This is a genomic window from Bradyrhizobium sp. AZCC 1578 (genome assembly GCF_036924675.1).
GTDB lineage: Bacteria > Pseudomonadota > Alphaproteobacteria > Rhizobiales > Xanthobacteraceae > Bradyrhizobium.
On sequence record NZ_JAZHRZ010000001.1, the window covers coordinates 5,324,881 to 5,349,409 of the forward strand.

The following is a 24,529-nucleotide window of genomic DNA, read 5'->3' on the forward strand; positions in this document are numbered from 1 at the left end:
ATGATGGCCGAGATCGCATAGGCGGCCCCTTTTTCCATGTTCGATCCAACAGCAAAACCGGGATCGATCGCCCTCTATGACTCGCTAGTGGGGCAAAACGTTCCGGTGCCCGTGGACGGCTGCCCCCTGGAAAGGTGATTTCGTGAGCAAATCAGCAGGCGGCGGATCGTATTCGTTCGACCAGCCGGCGTCAGGTCCCGCCGGGAGCAGGGTTTCAAACCAATCTCCGCTACTTCCGCCCGCGCCTGATTCGGCCGCCATGCGTTCCGCCCGGCCTCATGGCCGGGCCGAATTCATGGCCGCCAACGGCGACGGCACTTTTGGGCGAACAGCGACTTCGAGCGCACCAAGGCCCGCCAGTTCAGGCTGACTTGCCACTTATCGACGTTCAGCTAACTTCGGTGCAGCGGAGTGTCCCATGAATTGGCGATCTGCGGCAAGGAAGGCAAGCCTATGGATCCTCGGGTCCCTCGGCGCCGGTATATTGATTGCCAAAGCCATTGAAAAATGGGGAGACCGAATTGGGTATCTCGACGACCCCTCAAACGGTTTCCAGTGGGCGCTCGCCAAGGCTGCTGCAGTCACGGAACAATGGTTCTTTTATCCAGCTTTGACTTTCCTGATCGGATTGGCGATCGGCTTGTGGGTTGATGCGTTATTTCGCAGCAGAAGCGCCGAAAGAGAAGCGGAGCTTGCACTGCTGGGATACGATCTGAGGGAATTTTCAGACTTCATTGTTGAGCGCGCTGGCCAGATTAACCAACGGTGGCCAACCTGCATAAGTGACCGCATGCCGGACCTGCAAGCCTTACTAAATCGGGCACATGGCGCTGGGCTACCCGCTCCACCGCCAGAGGTCATGCAGCTAAGCGACGATGGCGAGCACTTTGCCGGTTACCTCCGGGACGTGGGCACGTTTCTGATCAACAATCAGTTTGCGGGAGCGAAGAACGTCGCCCTTCATTGGAATGCAGAGATCGAAAAATACGCCGCCAGCCGTCAGGGCGGCGGCGTTTGATTTCCTTTTTGATTTCCTTGGAGAACGAGGAAAGCCAACTCTCTGGCTAAAGCAACAGCCGCAGGCATTGGCGCACTGCGGCTTTAGCCGGGTCAATGGCTATTGGTGATGAAACGTCGGCCCCGCCGGCCCGGTGCCTAGCCCCCAAGGCCTCCCGCGGGGAGTAACCGCGTAGGAGGCCCGCCGACTCAACCCGGCGGGCTTCTTTGGTTTTGATGGGAGGGCAACGTCCTCGCTAACGCGGAGCAGCTGCCTACGGGCTTCGATCGCTCCGGTGCATCGATCATGGCAAACAATCTGGCGATGGTGGACCGGTGAAAATCAGGCGGCTAATTTTAGCTTTTTAAGCACATTGGGAGCCGCGTCATGTTGCAGGGTTTCCTTTGGTTATTTGATGATGCCATTGCGTACATTCTACTTGCCAGCACATTCGTGCTCGCAGCCCTCCAGTACCGACAACTCAGGCTCATGCAACACCGAACAGACGCGCTTGCATCCGAGGTCTACGAGCTAAAGATGCTGGTGAGGACCATGTCGTATGTTCCCGAGGCGGCCAACATGAAGCTTGCCGAGACAGAGCCGGCACTACCAACTGGCGCCGCGCCGCTGTCGCTCGCTTCAGTTTCCGCCGCGACAAAGCCGGGGTTTCCGGCCGTTTAATCGCGGCGACGGGGACGGCCGCTACCCACCTAGCAGCAGGAGGGTCGAGCAATGGCTGAAATCGTTCCTTTCCCCGTAATTCGCCGGCGGGCATACGATTGCAGAATTCGGCGCAGATGCGCCTCGCCCAAGACAATGACGTGGTCCACACATTCTCGCCGGATTGATCCAATGATTCGTTCGGCACAGCCGTTCTGCCATGGCGAGGCCGATGCGGTCGGTTTGTCCCGGATGCCCATGGCCCGCAGTCGACGTGTGACGACGGTGCCATAGATCCGATCCCGGTCGCGGATCAGGTAGCGCGGAGTCTCGTCCCAGGGAAAAGCCTCGGTTAGCTGGCGTGCAATCCATTCAGCTGTCGGGTTTGTTGTGACGTTGATCCAGACGAGCGCTCTGCGATCGAGCCGGAGGATGACGAAGCCATAGAGCAGCTCGAAACCGATCGTTGGAACGACGAAGAGGTCCATGGCGGCGATGTCCGGCATGTGGTTGCGCAAGAAGGTTCGCCATTCCTGGCTTGGCGGCCCGCGTCGCTTGACCATGTACTTGGCAACGCTCGACTGAGCGACGCTAAAGCCGAGCTTGAGCAGTTCGCCGTGGATGCGTGGCGCGCCCCAAAGCGGATTGTCGACGCTCATCCGCCGGATCAATCCGCGCAGCTCCATGTCGATCTGCGGTCGCCCTCCCTGTGGGCGCGACTTCCAACGCCAGTAGCCGCGAAAGCCGGCCCTGTGCCAACGCACGAGCGTCTCGGGCCGGATCATCGTGAGGACCTGCAGGATTGAGGGAAACCACCGCTACAGCTGGATCAAGAACCAGCGATCCTGGTTCGTCAGCCTGGCGCGACCATGCAGCCTGCGCCGCAAGACAATCAACTGATGTCGAAGCGCCGCGTTCTCCGCTTCCAGCCGCAACTTCGACTTGAAGGGCGAGGCCAGGACGGCTAGCACGAAACACAGCAGCCCGATCATTCCACCAGCTTAGGCGTTTCTATCACGTCATCAACTCGGATGGGGTTTTCGGTACACACAACCTTTGCAGAAGCGATTTCCGGGATCCCGCCGGCAACGGCAGCCCCAGTCAGTGCGCCCGCTGTCAAGGGACGAGCACGGATGATGCGAGGGTCGTCCTCCGGGCTCAACAACCCAAGAGAGCCGCGAGGGCTTCCGCTCTGCGAGAGCCGCTCAGTCGTTCCTAACGGGAACGTCCTAGATCGCTTTGGTGAGTGTCCTGATCAGACGAGTAGCCGGCGTCACGGCTCTCATGCATACTGTGGTCGCCTCCGTGCCCCTCCAAAGTGTAGGTGCTGTTTCTCCAGCAAGTTGGCGCCTTACCGTGATTTGTTTCGATTTCTTTCGTGGTTCACCGCGTTAGCGGTGTCGATGCCCCGACCCGCTCGATTTCAGTGATCAGCCTGGCGGGCTTGAGAAGTCATCGGCTCCCATCGGCGATCGAGGGCAGGTGAGTTGTTGCTTGTCGATTGTGTCAGAAACGCGTTATTCATACCCCAGATTGCCGCTTGTGTCCGGTTCTGGACCCGGATCTTGCGAAGGATCGCTTTGACGTGGACCTTAACGGTGGCCTCTGTAATATCCATTTTTCGCGCGATGCATTTGTTGGAGTGGCCTTCGACCAGGCAGCGAAGGATCGATTTCTCGCGCTGGGAAAGGTGCGGCTCGATCCTATCCGCTGCTGCGAGGAGCATCGCCTGATCGTTGCGTTCGTCGCTCGATGCCGTCCCGCTCAAGTGTTCCCCCTCGGGATCGAGGACGAAAGACAGAAATGCGGGCGGAAAGATTTTTTCACCCATCATCACCAGTTCAAGGGATTTGATGAAAACATCGCACGTCATCACATCGACGAAATAGCCGTTAGCACCTGCCCGAAATGCTGAAGCCACCTCGCCTACCCCATATTGATCGGCCACGATCGCAATTCGCCCGCTCGGGTACTGATTTTTGAAAAGTTCGATTTGTTCAACGGCGGAGTCAAAGTTATCTCCTGTATGGACAATGAGAAACAACAGCTGGTGTGGTGGGAGTTTGGTTGCGGGCAAATCATCGGCGCATAATGCCGAGGCTATGATACGGAAATTGACGGAGCGCAGGATACTAGCAAGTCCTTCTCTGAATAATATGCTTTTTCCAACAAGAATGGCTGCAAAAGATTGGCGGCGGCTCCGCATGGCAATCCTCCCCCACCCTTTTTTCAAAAAATAAAGCGTACATCTGGGGGTCTCGAGCTGGACCCTCTCATTCATTTTTTTGTCACCGGGCGAGGTGTCTCTCCCAGTTGGAAATCCTGGTGTCGAACGTCTGTGACCGTTGCAGGTTGTGTCAGTTAGATTTCAAGAGCTCCCAGCTTCAGGTTTAGTGAACCTTTTATGAATACTAGAGGTGAATTCCCGATATCAATATATATCTTTGGTTATAGGCGGGAGGAGCAGGTGGTGATGGATGTTGTGGTTGTCGCAAGCGACAGCCAAGCAGCCTCGGGTCTCTCGTGACAAAATACTATGCGCTGTGATGTGCATTGCGCCGCGGCAAATTCAATGCTGCGCATGTTTCAAAAAAGGACGGCTCCAGGAAACATGCGCGGATGCCCGGCGTTAAATGGCTCAAAGGCAAGGCTAAGGAGCAGCCATGCAGTGCACGCGTGTGGTGCTCGCCGATCGCCATCCAGTGGTCATTCAAGGTTTGATGAGCGTACTCCGCGGGCAAAGTGGCTTTGAAGTTGTTGCGTGTTGCAGTGATGGAAAAAGCTGCTTGGAAGCGATTCGCAATTTGGTTCCGGACATCGCCCTTCTCGACATCTCAATGCCTGACTTGACTGGGCTGGAGATCCTCACCATCGCTAACTCAGAGGGGCTTTCCACGCGGGTGATCTTTTTCACCGCATCTGTCGACGACCGCAAATTCGTTTTGTCAGCCGCGGCCGGCGCCTACGGCGTCATTCTGAAGGATGTGGCGCCTGAAATTCTCGTGCAGTCCTTGCGGCAGGTCGCGGCTGGCCGAAGGCTGTTGCCGCTTCCCTCCTGTAGTCAGGCTGCTTCTGAAGAACAAAGAAATATCGCGATTACGGAAAACGCGCTGGCTATGCTGACAGAACGCGAACGCCAGATTATGCGGTTGGTGTCCGAAGGATTGTCGAACAAGGAAATCGGGCGCCGCCTGAACATTGCCGACGGCACTATCAAAGTTCATCTCCATCACATTTTTCAGAAGCTTGAAATCAGCAATCGGACAGTGCTCGCGGCGCTCGCCATATCGCGAAGCGACAATACTCCCCCTTTGAAATCAGGTACTCCCCCTTGAGATCAGGTCCCCTAGCTTCGCGGCGATTAAGACGCTTTCGCAGACGGCTCAATCCCACCCCGCGGGCGTGAGCAGCGCTGGCAAGATTGCGCTCAACATCATGATGATGGCCTCGACCAACTTCGCGGAAGTTTCGAAGCCCTTTGCGAAACGGCGCGGTGCCTTCGCGATTGTGCCGCAGAAGCAGTGGCAACCCTGGGGGAAATCTGCAATGAGCGTGTCGACCTGGAAGGGCACGACATGCTGCGCATGGTGTCACGACCGGATCCCGATCAGCTGCGCTAAGGCCGGCATTTCAACTGAGGCCGAGATGCGGCGCGGTTTCTGAGATCACTCCAAAGTGGGACTCGTCGGTTCAAGTGTTTTCCCTAACGGTGAGAGGAGGGGACGCCTAAGGGAGGGCTGGTCTACGGAAGAGGTTTGAACAATGCGGGTTTGCGGAGCGGTTCGGGTCGGCTTGTTCACTGCATTCATTGCAGCGGCCTCGCTCGGCGAACAGGTCCGGGGATGCCTCGCGTTCTTTGTGTAGCGGCAGAAAGGAGAGGAAGTGGCAGGACGGTACTGGGAGGCGTCGACCTGCCGTTGAATACCGCGGACTTCCCATCGTTTTTTGCTCTAGGCGCAGCCAACCAATCCGAACGTCATCGCTTTACGAATTCATTCACGACACCAGTCAATTTGATCAAGCGAGCCGTGGAATTCGTGCTGACGGCCAATAGCGCGCAATTTGCGGCTTACGTTCTGGTCCTTGAGCACGTCCAGAGCATTACCTTGACGTTGCAAAAGGGCTCCGAGAATCTGTCGCCTGCAAACGTGTTAATTGGCACGAGGTCTTGGGCATATTCGCAAGAGGCGCTCGATATTTTTGCAGAACTTGATGCGCGAGTGAGCGGGTCGGGTCATCTACTTAATTGCAGCGACTGATCCTGCTACTCCCTTTTGATTACCTCTACTGCGAGATCGACAAACGACCGGTGAAGGCTGTGTCATAAGAAATCACTATGCCCTAGGACCAAACTTGAGTTATCGCGATTGTCTTTCAGACTGATGGGCTTGCAGGCTCTGGCTGGCTATTGAGGTGGCTCCAAGGACGGAAACCCAGTTTCCTGGTGGACCAACACACCGGTGACATGACCACAGCCCATTCGGGGCGTTTCATCTCAAAGGAGGGCGCGTCGATTGCTTTTTTGCCAACCCATTGGCTGCCGAGGTCCAAATTGCCTAGGTTCAGAACATTCGAGGGCTCACGCCGAACAAGCAGAGGCGTTGCACGCGCATCTTTTGCTTTAGCAGTGTGTGTTCTGTGGGCTTTTATTGAAGCTGCGGCGGACAAGGGGCTATGCGGTGAAAGCGATACCCGCGCCCTCTCGTTCGTTGCACCAACCGAAATGGAACCCAAGATCGCGCGGTCTAACGCCTTGCGGGACAAATCCTTAGTGGTCCCGCGGGTCGTTGAAACGACGCTCGTCGGGCACAAGCAGAATCTCAAATCGGGCCGTGAGAAAAGCGATGTTCTCGCAGATCGGCTCAAACCCATTCAACAGTTAGATGCAGCGCAGGGCGAAGCCGCGCAAGCGCCGCAATGCGCCCCGGCTTGCGAGCAAAGGCACGCGCTTGAACATGGACAGAAGTGCGACAGTGCTGAAGTCCTTGCACGTGCACTTACCTCGTCACTCCGAGAAGAGCTCGATGCGATGCGATCCGCGACTGAAGCGGCAAGGATCAAGCAAAAGCAGGCGCTTGATCACGAGCGCGGCAGGGCAGACGCGCTTGAGCGTGAACTTGCCTCCCTCTGGGCAGAACTCGATGCCGCGCGGATCGCAGGCTTTGAAGACCTGAAAGCCACCGAGGCGGAGAGAAAGCAGAGGAAGGCGCTCGAACAGGAGCGCGGCAGGGCAGACGCGCTTGAGGGTGAGCTTGTCTCGGTCCGGGCAGAACTCGATGCCGCGCGGATCGCAGGCTTTGAAGACCTGCAAGCCACCGAGGCGGAGAGAAAGCAGAGGCAGGCGCTCGAACAGGAGCGCGGCAGGGCAGACGCGCTTGAGGGTGAGCTTGTCTCGGTCCGGGCAGAACTCGATGCCGCGCGGATCGCAGGCTCGGACGCCGTGCGAGCCACCGAGGCGGAGAGAAAGCAGAGGCAGGCGTTCGAACAGGAGCGCGGCAGGGCAGACGCGCTTGAGGGTGAGCTTGCCTCGGTCCGGGCAGAACTCGATGCCGCGCGGATTATAGGCCAGGAAGTTACGCCAGCCGCCGCGGCAGAGGTCGAGCAAAAGCAGACGATGAAACGGGAGCGAGACGGAGCAGAGGCACTTGCGCGCGAACTTACCTCTGTCAGGAGCGAACTCGAAGCCGCAAACCGGCAGATCGCCGCCTTGAACGCTCTGCATGCCCTGCAATCACGCGAGCCGGCCGTTAATAGCTCGCCCGAGCGGATGGGCGAGCCCCCTTCGAGCACGACTGAGGAAAAGAGGCGCTCAGCGGAGCAGATCTCTGCGGCGGCCGCCGCTTCGACCCCAGGACGGTCGCCCGCTGAGCCAAAGTCGACCGCTCGCGAAGCCGCATCGGATTTTGATCCGGAAGTGGCCAGGGAGACAGAGCGATCTACGCCGGCGGACGCCGCTTCCTCTCGCTTCCACGTGGACGAACAGAGGCTGCTTGCTCGGGCAGACACACTGCTCCGGCAAGCTGACATTAGCGGCGCTCGCCTGTTACTCGAACATGCTCTTGAGCGCGGCAGCCCGCGAGCCGCCTTTATGCTGGCCGAGACTTATGACGCGCGCGTGCTGCAATCGTGGGGCGCAGGCGGAATCTCGGGGGATCCTACGAAGGCGCGCGAACTATATGAACGAGCTCGGGCAGGCGGCATTGAGGATGCGAAGACGCGGATCGAAACTTTGAAATAGGCATCGGCTTGTCGCCGACCGCCTCACGGTAGTCAGTTGGAGATGGCGATGCGCATTGCGCTCAGAGTTTTCTACGTTGGCGCTCGCTTGTGACTCGTCGAAAGGAGTGCCGAATGACGATAATGATCACGGGGGGTGCCGGGTTCATTGGCGGTCATGCAGTTCTCGCTTTTCTCGATCGGGGTGAAATTCCGATTGTGCTGGATGATCTGTCGACTGGTAACACAACGGCAGTTCCGCCAGGCGTCCCTTTCTTTGCCGGCGACGTCGGAGATACGGAGCTTGTACTGCGTCTCGTACAAAACCATAAGATTGAGGCTATTCTACATTTCGCCGCCAAAATAGTCGTTCCGGATTCAGTCGCCGATCCGCTCAACTATTATCTCAACAATACGGTCAAAACACATGCTCTGCTACAAGCTGCGGTGAGGGGAAACGTAAAGCACTTTGTTTTCTCTTCAACGGCTGCAGTCTATGGCAACCCAGGTTTTGCGCCCGTAAAGGAGACAGCTGATCCAGCGCCGCTTTCGCCTTATGGAAGGTCAAAGCTAATGTCGGAGTATATGCTGGCTGATGTAGGCGCAGCACATGATCTGCGGTATGTGATCCTGCGTTACTTTAACGTGACCGGAGCCGATCCGGCCGGACGACTTGGTCAATCGACACGAGGTGCGACGCACCTAATCAAAGTGGCACTGGAGACAGCGCTTCACCGGCGGCCTTACTTGAGTATTTATGGCAGCGATTACCCGACACCCGACGGGACATGCGTGCGAGATTACGTGCATGTTTCCGATTTGGCTCGTGCGCACCTTGCGGCGCTCGATTGTCTTCGGGAAGGTGGTGTGTCCCGAACGCTCAATTGCGGCTATGGACGCGGGTATTCGGTCAGAGAGGTTGTTGACACAGTAAGGAGGGTCGCGGAAATTGATTTCGAAACTCGCCAAGCGCCCCGTCGGGCGGGAGATCCCGCCTCAATTGTGGCAAACAGCGAGCAGCTCATGAAACTGGGATGGAAGCCAGAATTAAATGATTTGCCAACAATGATTGAGCATGCCCACAACTGGGAAAAAAGGTTGACCGCGGTTACATAGTGGCGGGTTAACCGTCCGTCTGGTGGAAATGTCTAGATTAATTTACCGGTTGAAATTGCTGCAGACCGCTCTTTTGCAAAACTCGGCGCGCGGCGGTGTCGTCTGCGCGGTAATCTAGCCAGTTTACTGGGTGCGTCTGGGATCGCATCCCTCAGCCAAACTACTGATCCGAAATTCTTTCCTGCGAAATTGCGACGGCTACACGCGGACATTCTGGCCAGCGCAGCCTCCCACGATGGCGACTTTGTCCCGGGTCTGTTTGCGCGGCGTGAGCCACAGAGCCAGGCATATCCCGACACCGAGCGCCGCGCCCGCGGTAAGCCCAAGTATCAAAGTGATAGAAGGCCCGGAAGGGATAAAGGTACTCTCGGCCGCAACAAATGACTGTCCTGTGACGAGACTGGCGGCATCGTCGTCAGGTGCATTACGCAAGGCGATCAGGCGATTCTGCAGAGTTTCCAGCCTCGTGCGCGCGAGAGCGTAGCTCGGGTGACGTACGCCGTATATCGAGGAAAGCTGGTTTAGTTCGCGCTCAGCGGCGGCCTGGGAATCAGATAATTGCTGCAACATCCGAGCGCGGAGGTATTCCAAGGCAACTGTGTTGGCGAGGGTGGTGGCCTGCTCCGGATCGCTTGCGGTAACCGCCACCGATATCAAATAGGAGCGCGGCGGGTTGGTCACCGTGACCATCCGCATCAGCCGGTTCGCTGCAAGATCGCGGGGCGTCGGCGTCGCCGCCTTCATACCGAGCGCTGCTCGCGTGCCTAAGAGCACGCGCCACATGGTCGACTCGCGTGCGAAGTCAGGATCCCTGTCAAGGCCAAGCCGAGCCACTGCGGCGCTGGCCGTCGTCGGCGAGCGGATGGCGCGTGCTACGCTGTCTACAAGTGCGACAGCATCCACGGTCGCGATCGACTGGGTTTTGACGCCGGTGGCTGGCTCATCACGAATGAAGTTGAGCTGGATCATGGCTTGGCTCGAATAGCGTGGTCCGATTAGCACGAGCGCGATTGATGCGGCCGAAAGTGCCAGCAAAAGGATTCCTATAATCAGTGGTTTTTGATGCCAGAGAATTCCTAGCGTTTTGCGTGCGACTTCCTCGTAATAGGCTTGCGCAAGGATACCCTCATTTTTCTTAATCTTTAGCTGCGCTGTCATTCTAGGCGTTCCAGGCTCCAAGGTTGCGGACCTTGCGGTTGGTTGGGGCAGCTCCTGACTGCGCTGATCGCAAGCCTCGTAGCGGCAACAGGGTGAACGTCTCGTAGCAGCAACAGAGTGAACGCCGGATCAGGCACGATGGAAAGGATTGCAGTCGGGGTAATCCGCAAGAGTTATGCCGGATGCCGTAGCGCCCAGTGCCCCTGCGCCCCACGCGCCTTGATTCCAGCTAACCTAGGTTGCTAACGCAAGAAATTCTTGAAGACAGCGGGGTCGAATAGAACGCGGAACAAATTTGTGGCCCGGCTCTCGTCCGCGGCTTTCAGAAGTCCAGAAACAGGGTCGACGGCAAATCCCCGTGATTCGCTGCATCTGTGTTGATTACCATCGTGGGCATGCGTGAGTCCTTGCCGGTTGGCCGGAGACGCTTGGTAGATAGCGCGTCAATTTCGAAGTTCATATCTCGCGAGCATTGCTGAGCGCCTTCTCATAGATAGTCATAAGCGTTTTGTGGTTGGAATCGGCAGTGTAATCCTGCTCGAACTTCTGGCGAGCAGCCTGCCGCATCCGAGCGAGCTCCAGTGAACTTCCTAGGATTCGCCGCACCGTCGCGGCGAGATCGACGGGGTCTCCCGGCTGGAAGTGCAGCCCGGTGAGGCCATCGTCGACGATCGCGGCCATCGCCCCCAACCTGGAGACAACCAACGGCGTGCCTTTGGCAAAGGCTTCGATGACGACTCGAGGAAAATTCTCGTAGCACTGGGATGGGAGCACCAAAAACGTCGCTTCTCCAACCAACTTATAGACGGCCTCAAGTGACTGATTTCGCATCCATTGGATAGACGTGTCCTTCGCCGCGGCCTCCTGCACTGCCGCTGCCAAAGGACCGTCGCCCACGAGCTTCAGCGGCAGCTCACCGCCGAGATGCCGCCAGGCCTGGAGGAGCGCCGTCACTCCCTTCTCCGCTGACAATCGCCCGACGAACACGGCATAATGACCTGTCCCTGCACCGGGGCCTGGATCGGGGTAGGCGAAGTTGGATTTGATCGCGATCTTATCTGCGGGCAAACCCCCTTCAACGAGTTTGCGCCGACCGAATTCGGTGAGAGCGATATACACGTCCACTGCCTTCCACCAAGTGCCCAGCACTCGGTGCGTCGCAAGCATCGTGGCGACAGTGGTGCTGGCGGCTCGGCTGCCCCGGTAACAGTTATGCACGATGCCCGGCCAAGGGACCAATCTCCCGAGACACTTTTCGCAGACGTCTCCGTTACGAAACAGAAGCGCATTAGCGCAAAGAAGACGAAAGTTATGCACGGTCTGGACCACACGAACGTTTTCTGCCCGTGCGGCATAGTAGGCGGCCGGTGAGATCAGGGGAAACGTGTTGTGGAAGTGTGCGATCTGCGGCCGATGCGTTCGAAACAGTTCTCGCAGCTCGCGGAACGCCGTGCGGCTCCAGATCGTGCGCGACGCGAGTTGTAGGCGACCCATCGCATCGATCGATTTGTTGTGCAGCCAGTACTTCGTCACCTCGTGCCCGTGCGCCCTGAGCATGGCGACCTCGGCCGTCACGCACTGATCTTCACCGCCGGGCTGCTTGTAGAAGTTATGCGCTACCAGAATTTTCATTGGAGAATATTCCCAACAGGGACAACGTCGATCGTTCGCAAGCTCCGTCCGCGAGATGCGCCATTTCTTCCGAAGTCTCACCTCATGTTTTTCACAGGTCCATTTCTTCCCGCCGCGCTACTTCGTCAGTTGACGCGCTCGACAACAATGCGCGTTGGCAGATCTGTCCATTGGTAAGCGAGGGGGCTTGGATTGCGAACTCACTCATGCAACGCAAAACCTCATCCAGGCGTCGCCACTGGTCGGTTTCCTGCAGCTCCCATGAATGTCCCCACAGGTGCAGCATGCCGCCACATCTGAGGGATTCGTACAGCAAGGATCGCGTCAACTCAGGCCAATCGATCGAACGACCATGAGTTATCAGCCGTAAGAGGTTCGTGAGGGCCATGCGCTTGACCGCGTTCTTCGCGAACGCAAAGGAGCCGTGCGGATAGGCTTGGATCGTGGTCGGCAGCAGCATGATCCCCGCATTCTTGCGGGGCAAGTCGAGCGACAATAATTCGACATTGCGCGCACCCAAGTACCCTGCCTTACGGACCATCTCCAAGTGCCTATTTCTGTACTTTCCGTTCGGCGGACAAAACATCAGGCATCGGATGCCGGTATTGCTTTCAACCCACGATTTGGAGCCGGCAATCTCCTGCCACGCCTTTTGCTCGGTGGCCTCGGTCAGGACAGCGTGATGTAGGGTATGTGCACCAATCTCGAAGGCGAGACTGAGCTCCCGGATCTGGGCTGCCGACATCGTCTCATGCTCGGCGATCCTCGGGACGTAAAATGTGCCGCGCAAACCATACTTCGAGAGCAGCTCGGCCACGCGCAAATCCAGCGGATGGCCGTCGTCCCAACTGGTTGTGATGAAAGTCGCCGGCTTCATTCTCGATCTCCCTCAGAGGTCAGGGAGCCTCATTTCTCAGTTGTGAATGCACCACTGGGTTGTGCCCGGCATCCCTGTTCTGTTCTAGCCCAAGGCGGCGCGCAATGCGCATTGCAAGGTGCCGCAGAATGATGTCGCTTACGTCGCGGACGACGTGCTCCAGTGGCCGGGCAGCATCAACGACGTGTCCATTGTTCATTGTCTTCATCAGCGACAGGTAAGCCCCGCGCTGCCGGGCTGTCTCTTCAATTGGAACGTCCTGTTTGCGGGCCTGAATTACCCCGGGCGGTGCGTCAAGGAGCATGACCAGATCAGGTTTGGGAGTGAAACGCCAAATCAGGCGCAGCAACCAGGTCGGGCCGCCATAGTGATAGCGCTTGGGATCCACGAGAGCATCGACGAGATGGCGGTCGTGCAAGACGAGGGTAGAGCGTGCCAACGCAAAATGAATCGCCAGACGGTAGTAAACGAGGTAGTACACCAGCCAATAACACAGCGCCAGCATGACCGACATCATGCGCGATCGCGGAGCTGCAGCGTGTGGTAGAGTTGGGCCCGAGGGGCGGCGGAACAGACTGAGTAAGCCAGGCGCAAAGTAGTGGCACGTCGTTCGAGCGAAGGCACCGGCCAAATCTTGACGCACCAATTTTATGACAGACGACTTGCCGGCACCGTCTGGCCCGAGAAAGATGACACTGAGCCCCCCCTCGGGCCACAACCCTGAGCGAATTTGGTGTCCCATGCGGCGCGACCAATTCCCAATCGACCGCCGGGGCTCTCTCAACATCGCACGCATCCGCATCTCTGCACCAAGAGAACTCAGACAACGCCTCACCGGGGTCCAGTCGCCGGAACTAGCGGCGGAGACGATCAGCGCCGTGTTCCTAGCGCCCCAGAAACGAGCGGCATGCTGCTGGCAACCGGTCGGATCTTGCGCATACACGGTACTGAGCCTTCGCCCCTGCGTGTCGTTTAGCTGCGCCTTCGCAATTTTCCTAACCAGATAGCAGCCGAACTCGACAGGCGGTGCCGGAATCCAGAAACGACTGTGCCTGCGACGGCTCTCTATAACCTCCCTGCCGTTGTAGAACCTGAGCCCGCCAAGCTCATAATCAATGCTTAAGTCTAGCACGAGATAGCTTGGTGAGAGATCCGCATTCCTGCCAGCGAGCACGAAGTAGTACTCCCTGAAACACACCAGGTCGGCATCAATGCTGATTCCCCTACTTTCATGAAATAAGGCTGCTAGCTGGCCTGGATGAACGCTAGCGGAGATCATGCAGTCCACATCGGACGTGATCCGCTGGGGATAGCGTTCATACCCGTGCAGAACGCAATAGGGTATCTCGGCGCGGTCCAGCGTCTCAAATACACCAAGCAGGATCCGGCCTGGGCCGCTCTGGTCAACGCCGTCGGCTAGCGCCGACGATTTTTCCTGATGTACAATTTTCATGCTTCGCATTGGCGTTGCTCCTCAAATCCCGTTCACGAATGGGCGGCCCTGGCGGACTCAGAAATTCCGACAGCGGAGCGGTGCCCAGCCCTGCATCGGCTTGCACTCTGCCAATGGTTTTCTTTAGTCGTAAACGGCCGATTTGTCTTTGGAGCATTTGGTACAGCCCGCGCGGCGACCATGAAACACTATCCAGGGCCATCAAATGCAGCCGTACGCAGGCCCGGATCTCCTCTAACTGCGACCTTCGTGCTTCTAGCGAACCGATCGTCTCGACGAATGCTAGTACGACACCCTCGGCGAACCTTCGCTTGCGAGCGCAGGCGACGGGGCTGACGATCGTGTTCAACACAGATACTGCTGCATCATAGAGCATGTGCGCCAGATCGTGCGAGGCCGGCTCCCAACGGCTGCTGAGGTCATCGTCAAAAGAGCAAGTTCTTCGCCTGCCGGCGTCCACAAATGAGAGACTCCGTGCTCCGACGTCGCAAAGGATGTTATCGAGCGTCAGGTCTCCGTGGAGTAGACCGTTCGACCATAACCTATTCATCGCAGCGATGATCGCGTGCGGAAGCGATTGAAACACTTCGGGGGGCATATTGCCATGATCCAGCCAAGAGCCAAGCGGCTTACCCGTGACCCTGGAGGTGACCAAGGCCAGGGGAGACTCGCAAATATAGACTGGCGTCGGGATAGAGATCTTCCAGCCGTTAATGGCGCTGCCGTCCAGGGCGGTATGCAGCCGTGACAGTAGTTCAAACTGGCAGCGCACCAGTTTGACATCCGGTGATAGCCACGGTTTGTACAGCTTAATTACAACGCTACAGTAGTCTTGCCAGACCGGCAGGTGGTGGTCCGAGCATTGTACGTGATAAATGCTGGCCTCGACCCCTTCGGCAAGTTTTTCAATTATCCAGTCGTTTGTTTTGCAACCCGGGGCTAGTTGCTGGAGCACCGGGAGCACTTTCGAGGGGATGGGCGTCGCGCTTATCCTTCCGGAATTTGTCCGCGTGCCGGTCCGTGGGACGAGCGACAAGAGCGCGATCCAACGTGCCGTCGATTTGACCAGGTTTCCTGCGAGGATTCCGTAAGCGGCGCCCACCGAACCCCAAGTCACCACTAGGCACCAGACGAGGCTACCGGTGACAACAGCCGCCCATAGAGCGGTCCAGAAGATCACACGAGGATGCTTCATGCTTGTCAGCGCGTCGTTTGCCGGCATGCCTATGGCCATCACCAGCATCGCTACCATCAGCACCGTGATGGTGTGGCCTTGGCCGGCATAATTGGTGTCTTCGTAGAGGAACTGCATCACGACTTCACCAACGAGCAACGCCGCCACGCAGAACAAGACCATTGCGGCGCCGAGCCACATTGCGTTCCGGATGCTCTCGCGCCGCAGTCGCTCGCCACCACCCTCATTCCAGGCCAAGGCAAGTTTCGGAGTGAGGAGATTGCCGGCCCCAAGGATCAAAGGATTTGAGAGCAACGCAATGCTCATGCACGCGGCGAAGATACCCGTCGCCGTCGTGCCAGCGAGCCATGCCAGCAACCAATAGACAAGCGAACCTTGAACCGCCGAGGTCAGGTGCACGGCAAGAAGCCATTTTCCCAGACCCCAATTCTCCTTCGTCGCGGCCCAAATCTGGTCGATGCGGACCATGAAGCTGGCGTGGACGACGTACAACCCCACGATACAGGCCACGGCGCAGGCGCCGCCGAGCGCGGCGTACGCGGAGACAGCAGACAGGTGCCCGGTCCATCCCATCCAGCCGAGTGCCGCAAGCTGGATGGCCGCCACCGCCGTATCGAGTATTAGAGCTTGGGCCATGCGAAGATGCGCGAAAGCTAACCGGCGACAGAATTCTCGCAGCATCACAAGCGGTGCGACCGCCGCCAGCGCCCAGAGCAATGTCCCGAGCTCAGGCCGCGTGCCGCGGGCGGACAGCCCCCACGCGGTGGCAGCCAGTGCGACGGCAACCAGGGCGGAAAGCAGGCCAGCCTGTCCCAGCGAGGCGCCTGCATGTTCGGCTGCCATCCCAAAGGAACGATGCTGGTGGATTGTGTAGGGAGTTGAGATCAGCGATTCCAGGATGCAGAGGCATGTTACAAGCAGGGAGAAGCCCATTGAGTAAAGTCCCAGTTCACTCGGCTGGGCGAAGCGACCGATTAAAATCGTGGTCAGAAAACTAGCAGCGCTGACCACCGCCTGGTCTGTCAGCGTTAATGCCTGGCTCCATGACAATGTGCCCTGTACCTTAGCCCACACACTTTCTTGTTGTCCCTGCGCCTTGCTCGCGTCAGCCTCGTAGGCCGCCGGGTCGGCATGGGCTAGCCTTTCACCCACGAGGACACGCAAGCAGGAGAGGGACAAAAGCATCAGGCCACGGGGTCTCTAGTGGGATCTGCTGCGGAGCCAGTTACCTCTGAGACCGCAGTCGCGAAGGTGCATTCACAGAATATAGGATGGCTTGGCGGACGACCGCTCCGGCGACAAGTAACAGGAAGGCGGGCACGATATAGGCATAGCGGCGCCATAAGCGGCGCGGTTCCGAGCACAACCGAAACAGCCACTCCAGCCCGTTTCGCTGCATCCACAGCGGAGCCTGACGTTTGGTGCCCGCCAGGAAGTCGAACGCGGCCCCTACACCGATCATGACCGGTGCCTCAATGCGCCCGATGTGGTTCGCCATCCAGAACTCCTGTTTCGGCGTGCTCAGTCCCACCCATACGATGTCTGGTCGCGTCGCGTTGATCGCGGCAACCGCGGCCTCATCCTCCTCCTGCGTCAACTCGCGAAATGGGGGACAAAGCAAGCCCGCCACGTCGAGCTTTGGGTGCGCTGTGATCAGGACTTGTTTGAGCTTGTCGGCCACTCCTTCGGCGCCGCCGTAATAGAACTGGCGGTAGCCGCGCCGGCTTGAAACGGCCGTCATTTTCCGCATCAAATCCGGACCATAGACTCGGTCCATGCGACTCTTGCCATAGAGGCGCGAAAGCCACACCAGCGGCATGCCGTCGGGCGTTACCATGCCGGCATCATTGTGAATGCGGCGCAGGCGCTCGTCGCGGCGGCTCTCCAAAACGCCGTGAACGCCGGTAACGCAGACGTAGTTGCAGCTGCGACTGCTGATCCAGCGCTCAATCGTTGCGATAGCGTCGTCCAGATCGATTGCACTGACACCGACGCCAAGAATGTCGACACGGTCGTCGCGAATGGGGCCGGCGGAATTTAGCTGGCGATTTTCCATACGATCTTCTTTGCTTCGTCGGGACTCGAAAGCAGCCTATCGAAATAGCGGATGGTTCGGCTCAGGCCTTCCCTGAGCGGCACCGCCGGCTGCCAATGTAGGAGTTGCGTGGCGCGGGTGATGTTCGGGCAGCGCTGCCGGGGGTCGTCCTGTGGCAGCGCTCGGAACTCTAACCTCGAGCGCGAGCCGACGAGGGAGATGATAAGCTCGGCCAGCTCCGAAATGGTGGTTTCTGAGGGGTTTCCGAGATTGACCGGCCCGTCGACGTCGCCCTCGACATTCATCAGACGCGTGAGGCCGTCGATGAGATCATCGACATAACAGAACGACCTCGTTTGCAACCCCGAGCCAAATATGGTGATCGGCTCGTTCTTCAGAGCCTGGATTATGAAGCTGGAAACGACGCGCCCGTCCTGCGGGTGCATGTTCGGCCCATATGTATTGAAGATGCGCGCGACCCTTATGGAGAGCCGGTGCTGACGTTTGTAATCGTAGAACAGCGTCTCGGCGCATCTTTTGCCCTCGTCGTAACAGGCGCGCGGGCCTGCTAAATTAACTCGACCGCGGTACTCTTCGCTCTGCGGATGGACGTCGGGATCGCCGTACACCTCGCTGGTGGACGCCTGCAAAATGCGCGCGTGCAAGCGTTTGGCGAGACCCAACATGTTGATCGTTCCAATGACGCTCGTCTTAGTCGTTTGAACTGGATCATGCTGATAGTGGACCGGCGAGGCCGGGCAGGCGAGATTATAGATCTCGTCCACCTCCACATAGAGAGCAAACGTCACGTCGTGACGCATGACCTCGAAAGCCGGTTCGAGGAGCAGTGGTTCGATGTTGCGGCGCGAGCCTGTGAAGTAGTTGTCGACACAGAGAACCTGGCACTCCTGCTCGAGCAGCCGTGCACATAGATGCGAGCCCAGAAAGCCCGCACCCCCCGTCACAAGCACCCGCTTTTTCACCACACACCTCCCGTTGCGATCGCGACAAGATCTCTCTCGTCCAAGCTGATGCTGCCTGCAAGCTGATGCTGCTGGCCCTCGGAGTGTGATCGGCAGGACGAAAGTTGAGAATTGCTCATTGGGGGCAGGACAGAACATAGGCCAGCAAAGGCGGGGTATCCCGCGCATACCTATGGGGTACTCACGAAGACCTTAACCCATAGCCACTGTTCGTGCCCGACGGCTCTTGGGCGGCCGCTAGACTGTATCAAAATCGATGTAGCGCTATTCGGTTTAAGTGCAAAGTCGCGAGGAGCGCGAGGAGAACGCCATGACTCCTGGTCGGAGGGCAACGGCCGGCACGCTCGGGCACCGCTGTGCGACTGCAGTGTATCAATGTACAAGAGCGGCAGCTCTGCTCGGCGTACTCGCATTCTCCTCCCCTATGCTTGCGGATTCCCCGGGGGACAGTCGCGTCTATAAGCTCGGGCCAGGCGACCGGATCACTGTGACCGTGTTCGGGCAGGCAGAGTTATCGGGCGAGGTGCTCGTCGACGGGGTTGGCAATATTGTCCTGCCGCTCATAGGCCCAATCGAAGTCAAGGACCTGACGACGCTCGAGTGCCAGAACCTTATTCGAGACCGGCTTGGCGATGGAATTCTCCAGCAACCTTCAGTCAGCGTACGGATTAGCGAGCTCCGGCCGCTATATATTCTGGGCGACGTGCGCGCGCCGGGTGCCTATCCCTTCCGTTACGGCAGCACCGTGCAGAGCGCCGTAGCTGTTGCTGGCGGTTTCGCGCTTCCCCAATTGGCTCACGGGACGGCCGTTTCCGAGTTCCTTCTGGCCGACGAGCGTGTGCGCCAGCTCAGCTTCCAGAAGCAGGCTATGCTCGTTCGTCGTGCGCGTCTCGAAGCGCAACGCGACGGCATGAAGACCTTCTCTCCTCCGCAGGGCATGACCGAGGGAGCTCCTATGTCAGGTGGACGCGCGACCGCGCAGCCGCAAGCGTCGAGCATAGTAGCGGACGAGACGGACACGTTCGAAAGGCAGTCGGCCATCCTGCAACGTCAACTGGACTTGCTGCGCTCGCAAAAGCCGCGATTAGAAAAAGAGATCGAGGCCTTCAACGGGCAGATTACGGCGGCGAAGAAGCAGCTTGAAATCGTCAAGCAGCATGCCGATCAATATAGCCGGCTGGTCAAGCAGGGCCTCGGCGTCGTCAATGCGGAACTGCAGTTCAGGATTACAGAGGCGAACCAGGAAAGCGAGCTTTGGAGGCTAACGACTCAGGTCTTGCGCCTGCAGATGGAGGCCAGTGAGCTCGACATCAAGATTCATGAGGCCGAGGCGTCCTTCAAGAGACAGGTCATTACAGAATTGCGGGACGTGCGCGAGCGCCTCAGGGAGCTTGATGTTGCGTTGCCGTCGGCGCGCGAAATCCGCGACGTAAAGCTAGAGCAGGCTGGCAGCATGGCCGGAGCCGAAGCCTCTCGCTCCGTCAGCGTCGCGCGCACCCAAAACGGCAAGGCCACCATCTTCCAGGCAACCGAGACAACAGCCCTGGAGCCCGGCGACATCATCGATGTCAAGAAGTCGCTTCCCCGTGAATCGCCTCGGAGCGCTCCGGCCAGCCAATCTAGTCTGCGTCCATATCAAATGGGACCATCAGAGTCTGAAGGGCCGGTCGCTTCGGTTTCCCGGTAGTAGCCGGCATGGGTAACCGCCGTGAGGGCAGACCCGCGGTGGCCCCTGTTTCCGCGTTTGGAAAGCCTATGGCTTACATTTCAAGTGCTTCACGACCAATGAGCTTGGGCGATCATTATCTGGCGCTGCTCGGCGGCGTGCTGCTGGGATATGCGATGATGGGTAAAGGGTTCGCCTACCTCGGTTTCCCGCCCATCTACATGGGCGAGGTAGCCCTCTTCGCTGGCATTGTCGTCTTCCTGCGGACAGGCTGCCTTATCGCTGCACTGGCGAAGCTACCGAGCCCTCTCCTGTCTGTTCTGATGATCTGGGTACTGTTACGCGCGCTGCCCTTCGTTGGGGTATATGGCGTCGATGCGCTGCGCGACAGCGTCTTAATCATGTATGGGGCCTTCGCCTTCATCGTCATTGCACTGCTGCTGGAAGACGCTCGCCGCATCAATACGATAGTTCGCTACTATGGTGCCTTCTTGAAAATCTATATCCCGGCAATCCCTTTCCTTTTTGCGTTCAATCATCATTTGGCGGATTCCATTCCGTATGTGCCCGGAACAACTGTCCGGCTGATTTGGATTGGGCCCGGCGAGGTCGCGGTGCATTTGGCCGGAGCTGCCGTGTTCGCCCTTGTGCGATTTCGCAAGGTGACGCTGCTCTGGATCGTCCTTCTCGTCGCTGCGCTGGCAACGGTTAGCGCCTTGAGCCGCGGCGGCATGCTTGCTTTTGCCGTTCCCGTCACGTTTGCGATGCTCACGCTCGGGAAGATACGCGAGATGGCAGCCGTTCTCCTGACCGGGCTGGTGATCCTTGCCGCAGCCTACACCGTTGAGCCGACTTTCACTGAGTATAGCGAGGCGCGCTCCAGCGAAGAGCGCTCCATCAGTACACGTCAGCTCATCGATAATGTTGTGAGCATCGGCGGCTGGGCCGGAGAGCAGACCGAAGGCACGAAGGAATGGCGCCTGGAATGGTGGAGCATTATTGTCAACGATACGCTCTATGGGCCGAATTTCTGGACCGGACGAGGCTTCGGATTGAATCTGGCCGACGCGGATCGCTTTCGCACCGATCACAACGTACCGGCGCTGCGAAGTCCCCACAATGTCCACATGACACTGCTGGCGCGCGCCGGGGTTCCGGGCGTGGCACTGTGGATCCTCTTCCTCGCCTCCTGGCTTGCAATGCTGATGAACGCCTTGCTGACCGCTCGGCGCTGCCGGCAGCCCGAGTGGGCCGGCCTCTTCCTATTCATCGGCTGTTACGTCATGTCCATGATCATCAATGCCACGTTCGACGTCGCGCTCGAAGGGCCCATGCAGGGCATTTGGTTTTGGTGTCTGATCGGCTTCGGTATCGGGTCGGTGATGGTCTATCGTGCGCAGGCGCTCAGCGTCTTGCCGCACCACGCAGTCTTGTTTGGCTCCAAGGCAGTGCCCGCCAAGGAGGCGCCATGAGCGCGCCCGGCGCAATGGGGCCGTTACAGTCGACTGCGCTAGCCGCGGCGTTACTCGGTACTAGCATTCCTAATGCTAGGGTTTCAGCGCGAGAGGCTAGGAACAGAATGGTCGGCGCACATCTAACATATAATGATCGACAGAAACGATCGTCGCTCCGCCTACAATCGCGCAAGGGTTCGAGCGGAGCGCCAAATACTGCGACAACGGAGCTTTCCCCTCTTTCGCGCAGAGGTCGGAGCCATCGCCGCATTCAAGCTGGATGCGGGAAGCAAATCGTGTGCAGGTAGCGTACCGATGAGGATACTCGAGATCTCTCGCTCCGGCTTTTTCAAGGCGCTGCAACCCGACAGCACGGTCTGGATCCGATGGGGCTCACCTTTGACCGCCGACGAACCTCATCGGCCTGAAGCATTCGGTTCGTCGACCGTTGCGAGCGCGCTTCGGCATGCTTGCAACAAGACCTACGATCTCATCGTGCTTCCGGCAATCCATCCCGACCACAGGTTCGATCAACCTCTGCACAAATTGCTGGCTAAAAGCATGCTGCAGGCGTTTGGTCGTTCGCCAGCATTTTCAAGGCTGCTCAATCGTCTCATCATCGGCGCCAACCGCCATGCTATCGTCGACGTCAGGGACGAACGCGATCTCTGCGAGACGACGATCCGGCTGTTTCCGCGAAACACACTCTATTTCAAGAGAGAATTGGACCTCGATCGGATCCTAGATCTGCAAGCGCCTGACAGAGTTCGCCCCCTGTCCCTGTTCGTTCCGGACGAGCGCTACGTGCCTTCCCCGCGCGGAAAGGATATCGACATCTTTTTCGCCGGTGCTCTCTGCAACGGGATAAGAACGGAAGCCCTCGATGCGGCTCACAGCTTGGCTGCTCGCGGTCTCCCTGTCGTCACGCCGTGCACGCCTTTGCCTTATCCTGAGTTTATGACGGCGCTTGCCCGGTCATGGCTGGTGCTCTCACCGGAAGGCTATGGGTGGGATTGCTATCGTCACTACGAGGCCTGCCTCGCCGGCTCCGTTCCGGTGATCAGCAGCCCGAGGTACCGTCGCCGTCTTTATCTCGAGGACGGCGTGCACTGCTTCTACTACGACGCCGACCGGGGTTCGCTCGCCGACCAGTTGCTGGCACTTCTCGTGGACAAGGACCGGCTTTTGCGTATGGCCGAGGCCGGCCGGCGGCATGTACTCGCCAACCATACGCGTTCGGCGGTGGCCAACTATATGTTGAAAGAGATCTTTGGAGGAAGCCCGGCGATGGCTGACCTGCTCTCCGAGAATTCCCAGTCAACACCTCGCCTCGAACGAAGGTCCCTTTGAAGCCGCTAGGTCGAAAGTCGGACTCATGGTGCAGGTGCGTGGTCGGCTTTAGCACGGAGTCAATGATGATCTGCTGCGATCGACCGAATGATGCTTTTTGGCGATGGGTGAATGATGCCCAACACCCTGGTCGACCGCTGTGGCGGGCACTGATGCGGTTGATTGCGGCCGAGGCCGCAATTTGCCGGGTGATGGTCTGCATCCTGCTTGCCGTGGCTCTACAACTGGTCGCGACACCCACCGCACAGGGGGTCAGCAACGCGCCCTGCCCCCGAAATGCGTTTGCCGTGGAGCCCGGTGCCTCGATCCAGGCCGCGGTCGACCGCGCCGACCGTGGCGCAACATTCTGCCTCAAGAATGGTATTCACCGGATGCAAGCTATTCGCCCCAAGCCGGGGCAGAGCTTCCAGGGCGAGGGCCAAACGGTTCTCAACGGCAGCCGCTTGCTCACAACCTTCAGCCTCGAGGAAGGGTACTGGGTGGCGAGTGGGCAAGTACAGGTTGGACGAAAACATGGGGAATGCACGAAAACGGTTCCGGCTTGTAACTTGCCTGAAGGTTTGTTCATCGATGACCAGCCTCTCGTCCAGGTGCTAACTAGGGAGAGCGTCGAGCCAGGCCGGTTCTATTTCGATCACGCTAGGTCCCGCATCTATTTCGCCGATGACCCGACGGGCCGCAAGGTCGAGGCCACGGTGGCCGCGTTCGCGTTCGAGAGCAGGGCGTCCAACGTGGTGATCAGGAACGTCATCATCGAGAAATATGCGAGCGTTGCTGAGAAGGGCGCGATTCAAGCCCAAGAAGCCGTTGAATGGATCGTCGAGAACTGCGACGTGCGGCTGAACAGCGGGGCTGGAATCGCGGTCGGTACTGGCAGTCGCGTACGCGGCTCCAACATTCATCACAATGGCCAGATCGGTATCACCGGCGCAGGCCGAGACGTCCTGATCGAGGGCAATCAGGTTTGGGCAAACAATATCCGCGGATTTTCGTCTTCGTGGGAAGCCGGTGGCGTGAAGATCGCCTTGGGTGATGGTGTCGTGTTTCGTGGCAATCACATCCATGACAACTTCGGTCCCGGCTTGTGGTGTGATATCAACTGCCGCAACGTAGTTTACGAGAATAATATCGTCGAGCGCAACCACGGCGCCGGTATTTTTCACGAAATCTCGTTCAACGCAGTCATTCGCAACAACATCGTCCGCCATAACGGCATCGCTAACAATGGCTGGTTCGGGGGCAGCGGCATTCTCGTTGCTGCATCGCAGGACGTGGAGGTATATGGCAACACACTGGCTGTCAGCCCAGGCAGATGCGGAGTCATGCTGATAGACCAAGGCCGCGATGACCAAGTTCGGACTCGCAGCGGTCCGATATACAAGACGCGCAACAACTCAGTCCGCGACAACGAGATGACTTTTGAGGGCGCCGCCTGTGCTGGAGGCGCGTCCGACGTCGAGCCGGGCCATGAAAACTTCTCCATCATCATGGACGGCGACAACCTGTTTGACGGGAATGTCTATCGTGTTCCGCAAACGGGCGGGCCGGCGCGCTTTGTGTGGGGACATGAGGTTCTCGACTGGGAGACGTTGCGCGGGAAAGGCCTGGAGCCGAAGGGGCGGCTGGTGGTCTATTGATTGCCGGTCTGCCTGAAACTCTCAGGTCATCGGTTCGCCTCGGCTGTCATACGACATGGAGACTGTCATCGGCCGCGGGAAGCCATGAAACAGAAATCGG

General features: G+C 58.4%; 20 protein-coding genes. 10 read left to right on the forward strand and 10 right to left on the reverse strand.

Going from position 1 to position 24,529, the window contains the following annotated elements; genetic code table 11:
• Positions 1 to 418 precede the first annotated feature (418 nt).
• The gene (locus V1290_RS25635; RefSeq protein ID WP_334366943.1) at positions 419 to 1,018 is read left to right on the forward strand and encodes a hypothetical protein; all 600 of its coding nucleotides are present in this window, start codon (positions 419 to 421) and stop codon (positions 1,016 to 1,018) included.
• A gap of 366 nt (positions 1,019 to 1,384) precedes the next feature.
• Positions 1,385 to 1,678 (forward strand): hypothetical protein, encoded by a 294-nt coding sequence (locus V1290_RS25640; RefSeq protein WP_334366944.1) that lies wholly within the window; start codon positions 1,385 to 1,387, stop codon positions 1,676 to 1,678.
• Positions 1,679 to 1,707: 29 nt separating this feature from the next.
• On the opposite strand, the gene V1290_RS25645 is transcribed toward V1290_RS25640, so the two are convergent.
• The 3 genes from V1290_RS25645 to V1290_RS25655 form a co-directional block, all read right to left on the reverse strand.
• Entirely contained in the window at positions 1,708 to 2,442 is a 735-nt protein-coding gene (locus V1290_RS25645; RefSeq protein WP_334366945.1) for a hypothetical protein, read from the reverse strand.
• 33 nt (positions 2,443 to 2,475) lie between these two features.
• Positions 2,476 to 2,649, reverse strand: a complete 174-nt coding sequence (locus tag V1290_RS25650; RefSeq protein ID WP_334366946.1) for a hypothetical protein — start codon at positions 2,647 to 2,649, stop codon at positions 2,476 to 2,478.
• Between the two features lie 431 nt (positions 2,650 to 3,080).
• Entirely contained in the window at positions 3,081 to 3,863 is a 783-nt protein-coding gene (locus V1290_RS25655; RefSeq protein WP_334366947.1) for a response regulator transcription factor, read from the reverse strand.
• A 457-nt stretch (positions 3,864 to 4,320) separates the two neighbouring features.
• Between V1290_RS25655 and V1290_RS25660 the strand changes: the two genes are divergently transcribed.
• The 4 genes from V1290_RS25660 (at position 4,321) to galE (ending at position 8,989) form a co-directional block, all read left to right on the forward strand.
• The gene (locus V1290_RS25660; protein ID WP_334366948.1) at positions 4,321 to 4,992 is read left to right on the forward strand and encodes a response regulator transcription factor; all 672 of its coding nucleotides are present in this window, start codon (positions 4,321 to 4,323) and stop codon (positions 4,990 to 4,992) included.
• Positions 4,993 to 5,574: 582 nt separating this feature from the next.
• Positions 5,575 to 5,916 carry a hypothetical protein gene (locus V1290_RS25665; protein ID WP_334366949.1) on the forward strand — a complete coding sequence of 114 codons (342 nt, stop codon included), beginning with the start codon at positions 5,575 to 5,577 and terminating at the stop codon, positions 5,914 to 5,916.
• A gap of 464 nt (positions 5,917 to 6,380) precedes the next feature.
• Positions 6,381 to 7,895, forward strand: a complete 1,515-nt coding sequence (locus V1290_RS25670; protein WP_334366950.1) for a hypothetical protein — start codon at positions 6,381 to 6,383, stop codon at positions 7,893 to 7,895.
• A 113-nt stretch (positions 7,896 to 8,008) separates the two neighbouring features.
• Positions 8,009 to 8,989, forward strand: coding sequence for a UDP-glucose 4-epimerase GalE (galE, locus tag V1290_RS25675; RefSeq protein WP_334366951.1), 981 nt, complete (start codon positions 8,009 to 8,011; stop codon positions 8,987 to 8,989).
• Between the two features lie 198 nt (positions 8,990 to 9,187).
• Here galE and V1290_RS25680 read toward each other — a convergent pair whose 3' ends face one another.
• From V1290_RS25680 to V1290_RS25710, 7 genes are all read right to left on the reverse strand, one after another.
• On the reverse strand, positions 9,188 to 10,147 hold the full coding sequence (locus V1290_RS25680; protein ID WP_334366952.1) for a Wzz/FepE/Etk N-terminal domain-containing protein: 960 nt from the start codon (positions 10,145 to 10,147) through the stop codon (positions 9,188 to 9,190).
• A gap of 456 nt (positions 10,148 to 10,603) precedes the next feature.
• Entirely contained in the window at positions 10,604 to 11,779 is a 1,176-nt protein-coding gene (locus V1290_RS25685) for a glycosyltransferase (RefSeq protein WP_334366953.1), read from the reverse strand.
• A gap of 91 nt (positions 11,780 to 11,870) precedes the next feature.
• Complete coding sequence (locus tag V1290_RS25690) at positions 11,871 to 12,656, reverse strand: polysaccharide deacetylase family protein (protein WP_334366954.1); 786 nt, start codon at positions 12,654 to 12,656, stop codon at positions 11,871 to 11,873.
• 19 nt (positions 12,657 to 12,675) lie between these two features.
• On the reverse strand, positions 12,676 to 14,118 hold the full coding sequence (locus V1290_RS25695) for a hypothetical protein (RefSeq protein ID WP_334366955.1): 1,443 nt from the start codon (positions 14,116 to 14,118) through the stop codon (positions 12,676 to 12,678).
• Positions 14,060 to 16,489 carry a polysaccharide biosynthesis C-terminal domain-containing protein gene (locus V1290_RS25700; RefSeq protein WP_334366956.1) on the reverse strand — a complete coding sequence of 810 codons (2,430 nt, stop codon included), beginning with the start codon at positions 16,487 to 16,489 and terminating at the stop codon, positions 14,060 to 14,062. Before V1290_RS25700 ends, V1290_RS25695 begins: the two co-directional genes overlap by 59 nt.
• Before the next feature lie 40 nt (positions 16,490 to 16,529).
• Positions 16,530 to 17,360 (reverse strand): WecB/TagA/CpsF family glycosyltransferase, encoded by an 831-nt coding sequence (locus V1290_RS25705; protein ID WP_334366957.1) that lies wholly within the window; start codon positions 17,358 to 17,360, stop codon positions 16,530 to 16,532.
• Positions 17,342 to 18,322, reverse strand: coding sequence for a UDP-glucuronic acid decarboxylase family protein (locus V1290_RS25710; protein ID WP_334366958.1), 981 nt, complete (start codon positions 18,320 to 18,322; stop codon positions 17,342 to 17,344). Before V1290_RS25710 ends, V1290_RS25705 begins: the two co-directional genes overlap by 19 nt.
• A gap of 424 nt (positions 18,323 to 18,746) precedes the next feature.
• Between V1290_RS25710 and V1290_RS25715 the strand changes: the two genes are divergently transcribed.
• The 4 genes from V1290_RS25715 (at position 18,747) to V1290_RS25730 (ending at position 24,429) form a co-directional block, all read left to right on the forward strand.
• Complete coding sequence (locus V1290_RS25715) at positions 18,747 to 20,009, forward strand: polysaccharide biosynthesis/export family protein (RefSeq protein ID WP_334366959.1); 1,263 nt, start codon at positions 18,747 to 18,749, stop codon at positions 20,007 to 20,009.
• Between the two features lie 68 nt (positions 20,010 to 20,077).
• Positions 20,078 to 21,460 carry an O-antigen ligase family protein gene (locus V1290_RS25720; protein WP_334366960.1) on the forward strand — a complete coding sequence of 461 codons (1,383 nt, stop codon included), beginning with the start codon at positions 20,078 to 20,080 and terminating at the stop codon, positions 21,458 to 21,460.
• A gap of 297 nt (positions 21,461 to 21,757) precedes the next feature.
• Positions 21,758 to 22,792 (forward strand): glycosyltransferase, encoded by a 1,035-nt coding sequence (locus V1290_RS25725; RefSeq protein ID WP_334366961.1) that lies wholly within the window; start codon positions 21,758 to 21,760, stop codon positions 22,790 to 22,792.
• Between the two features lie 152 nt (positions 22,793 to 22,944).
• Positions 22,945 to 24,429, forward strand: a complete 1,485-nt coding sequence (locus V1290_RS25730) for a right-handed parallel beta-helix repeat-containing protein (protein ID WP_334366962.1) — start codon at positions 22,945 to 22,947, stop codon at positions 24,427 to 24,429.
• Positions 24,430 to 24,529 lie beyond the last annotated feature (100 nt).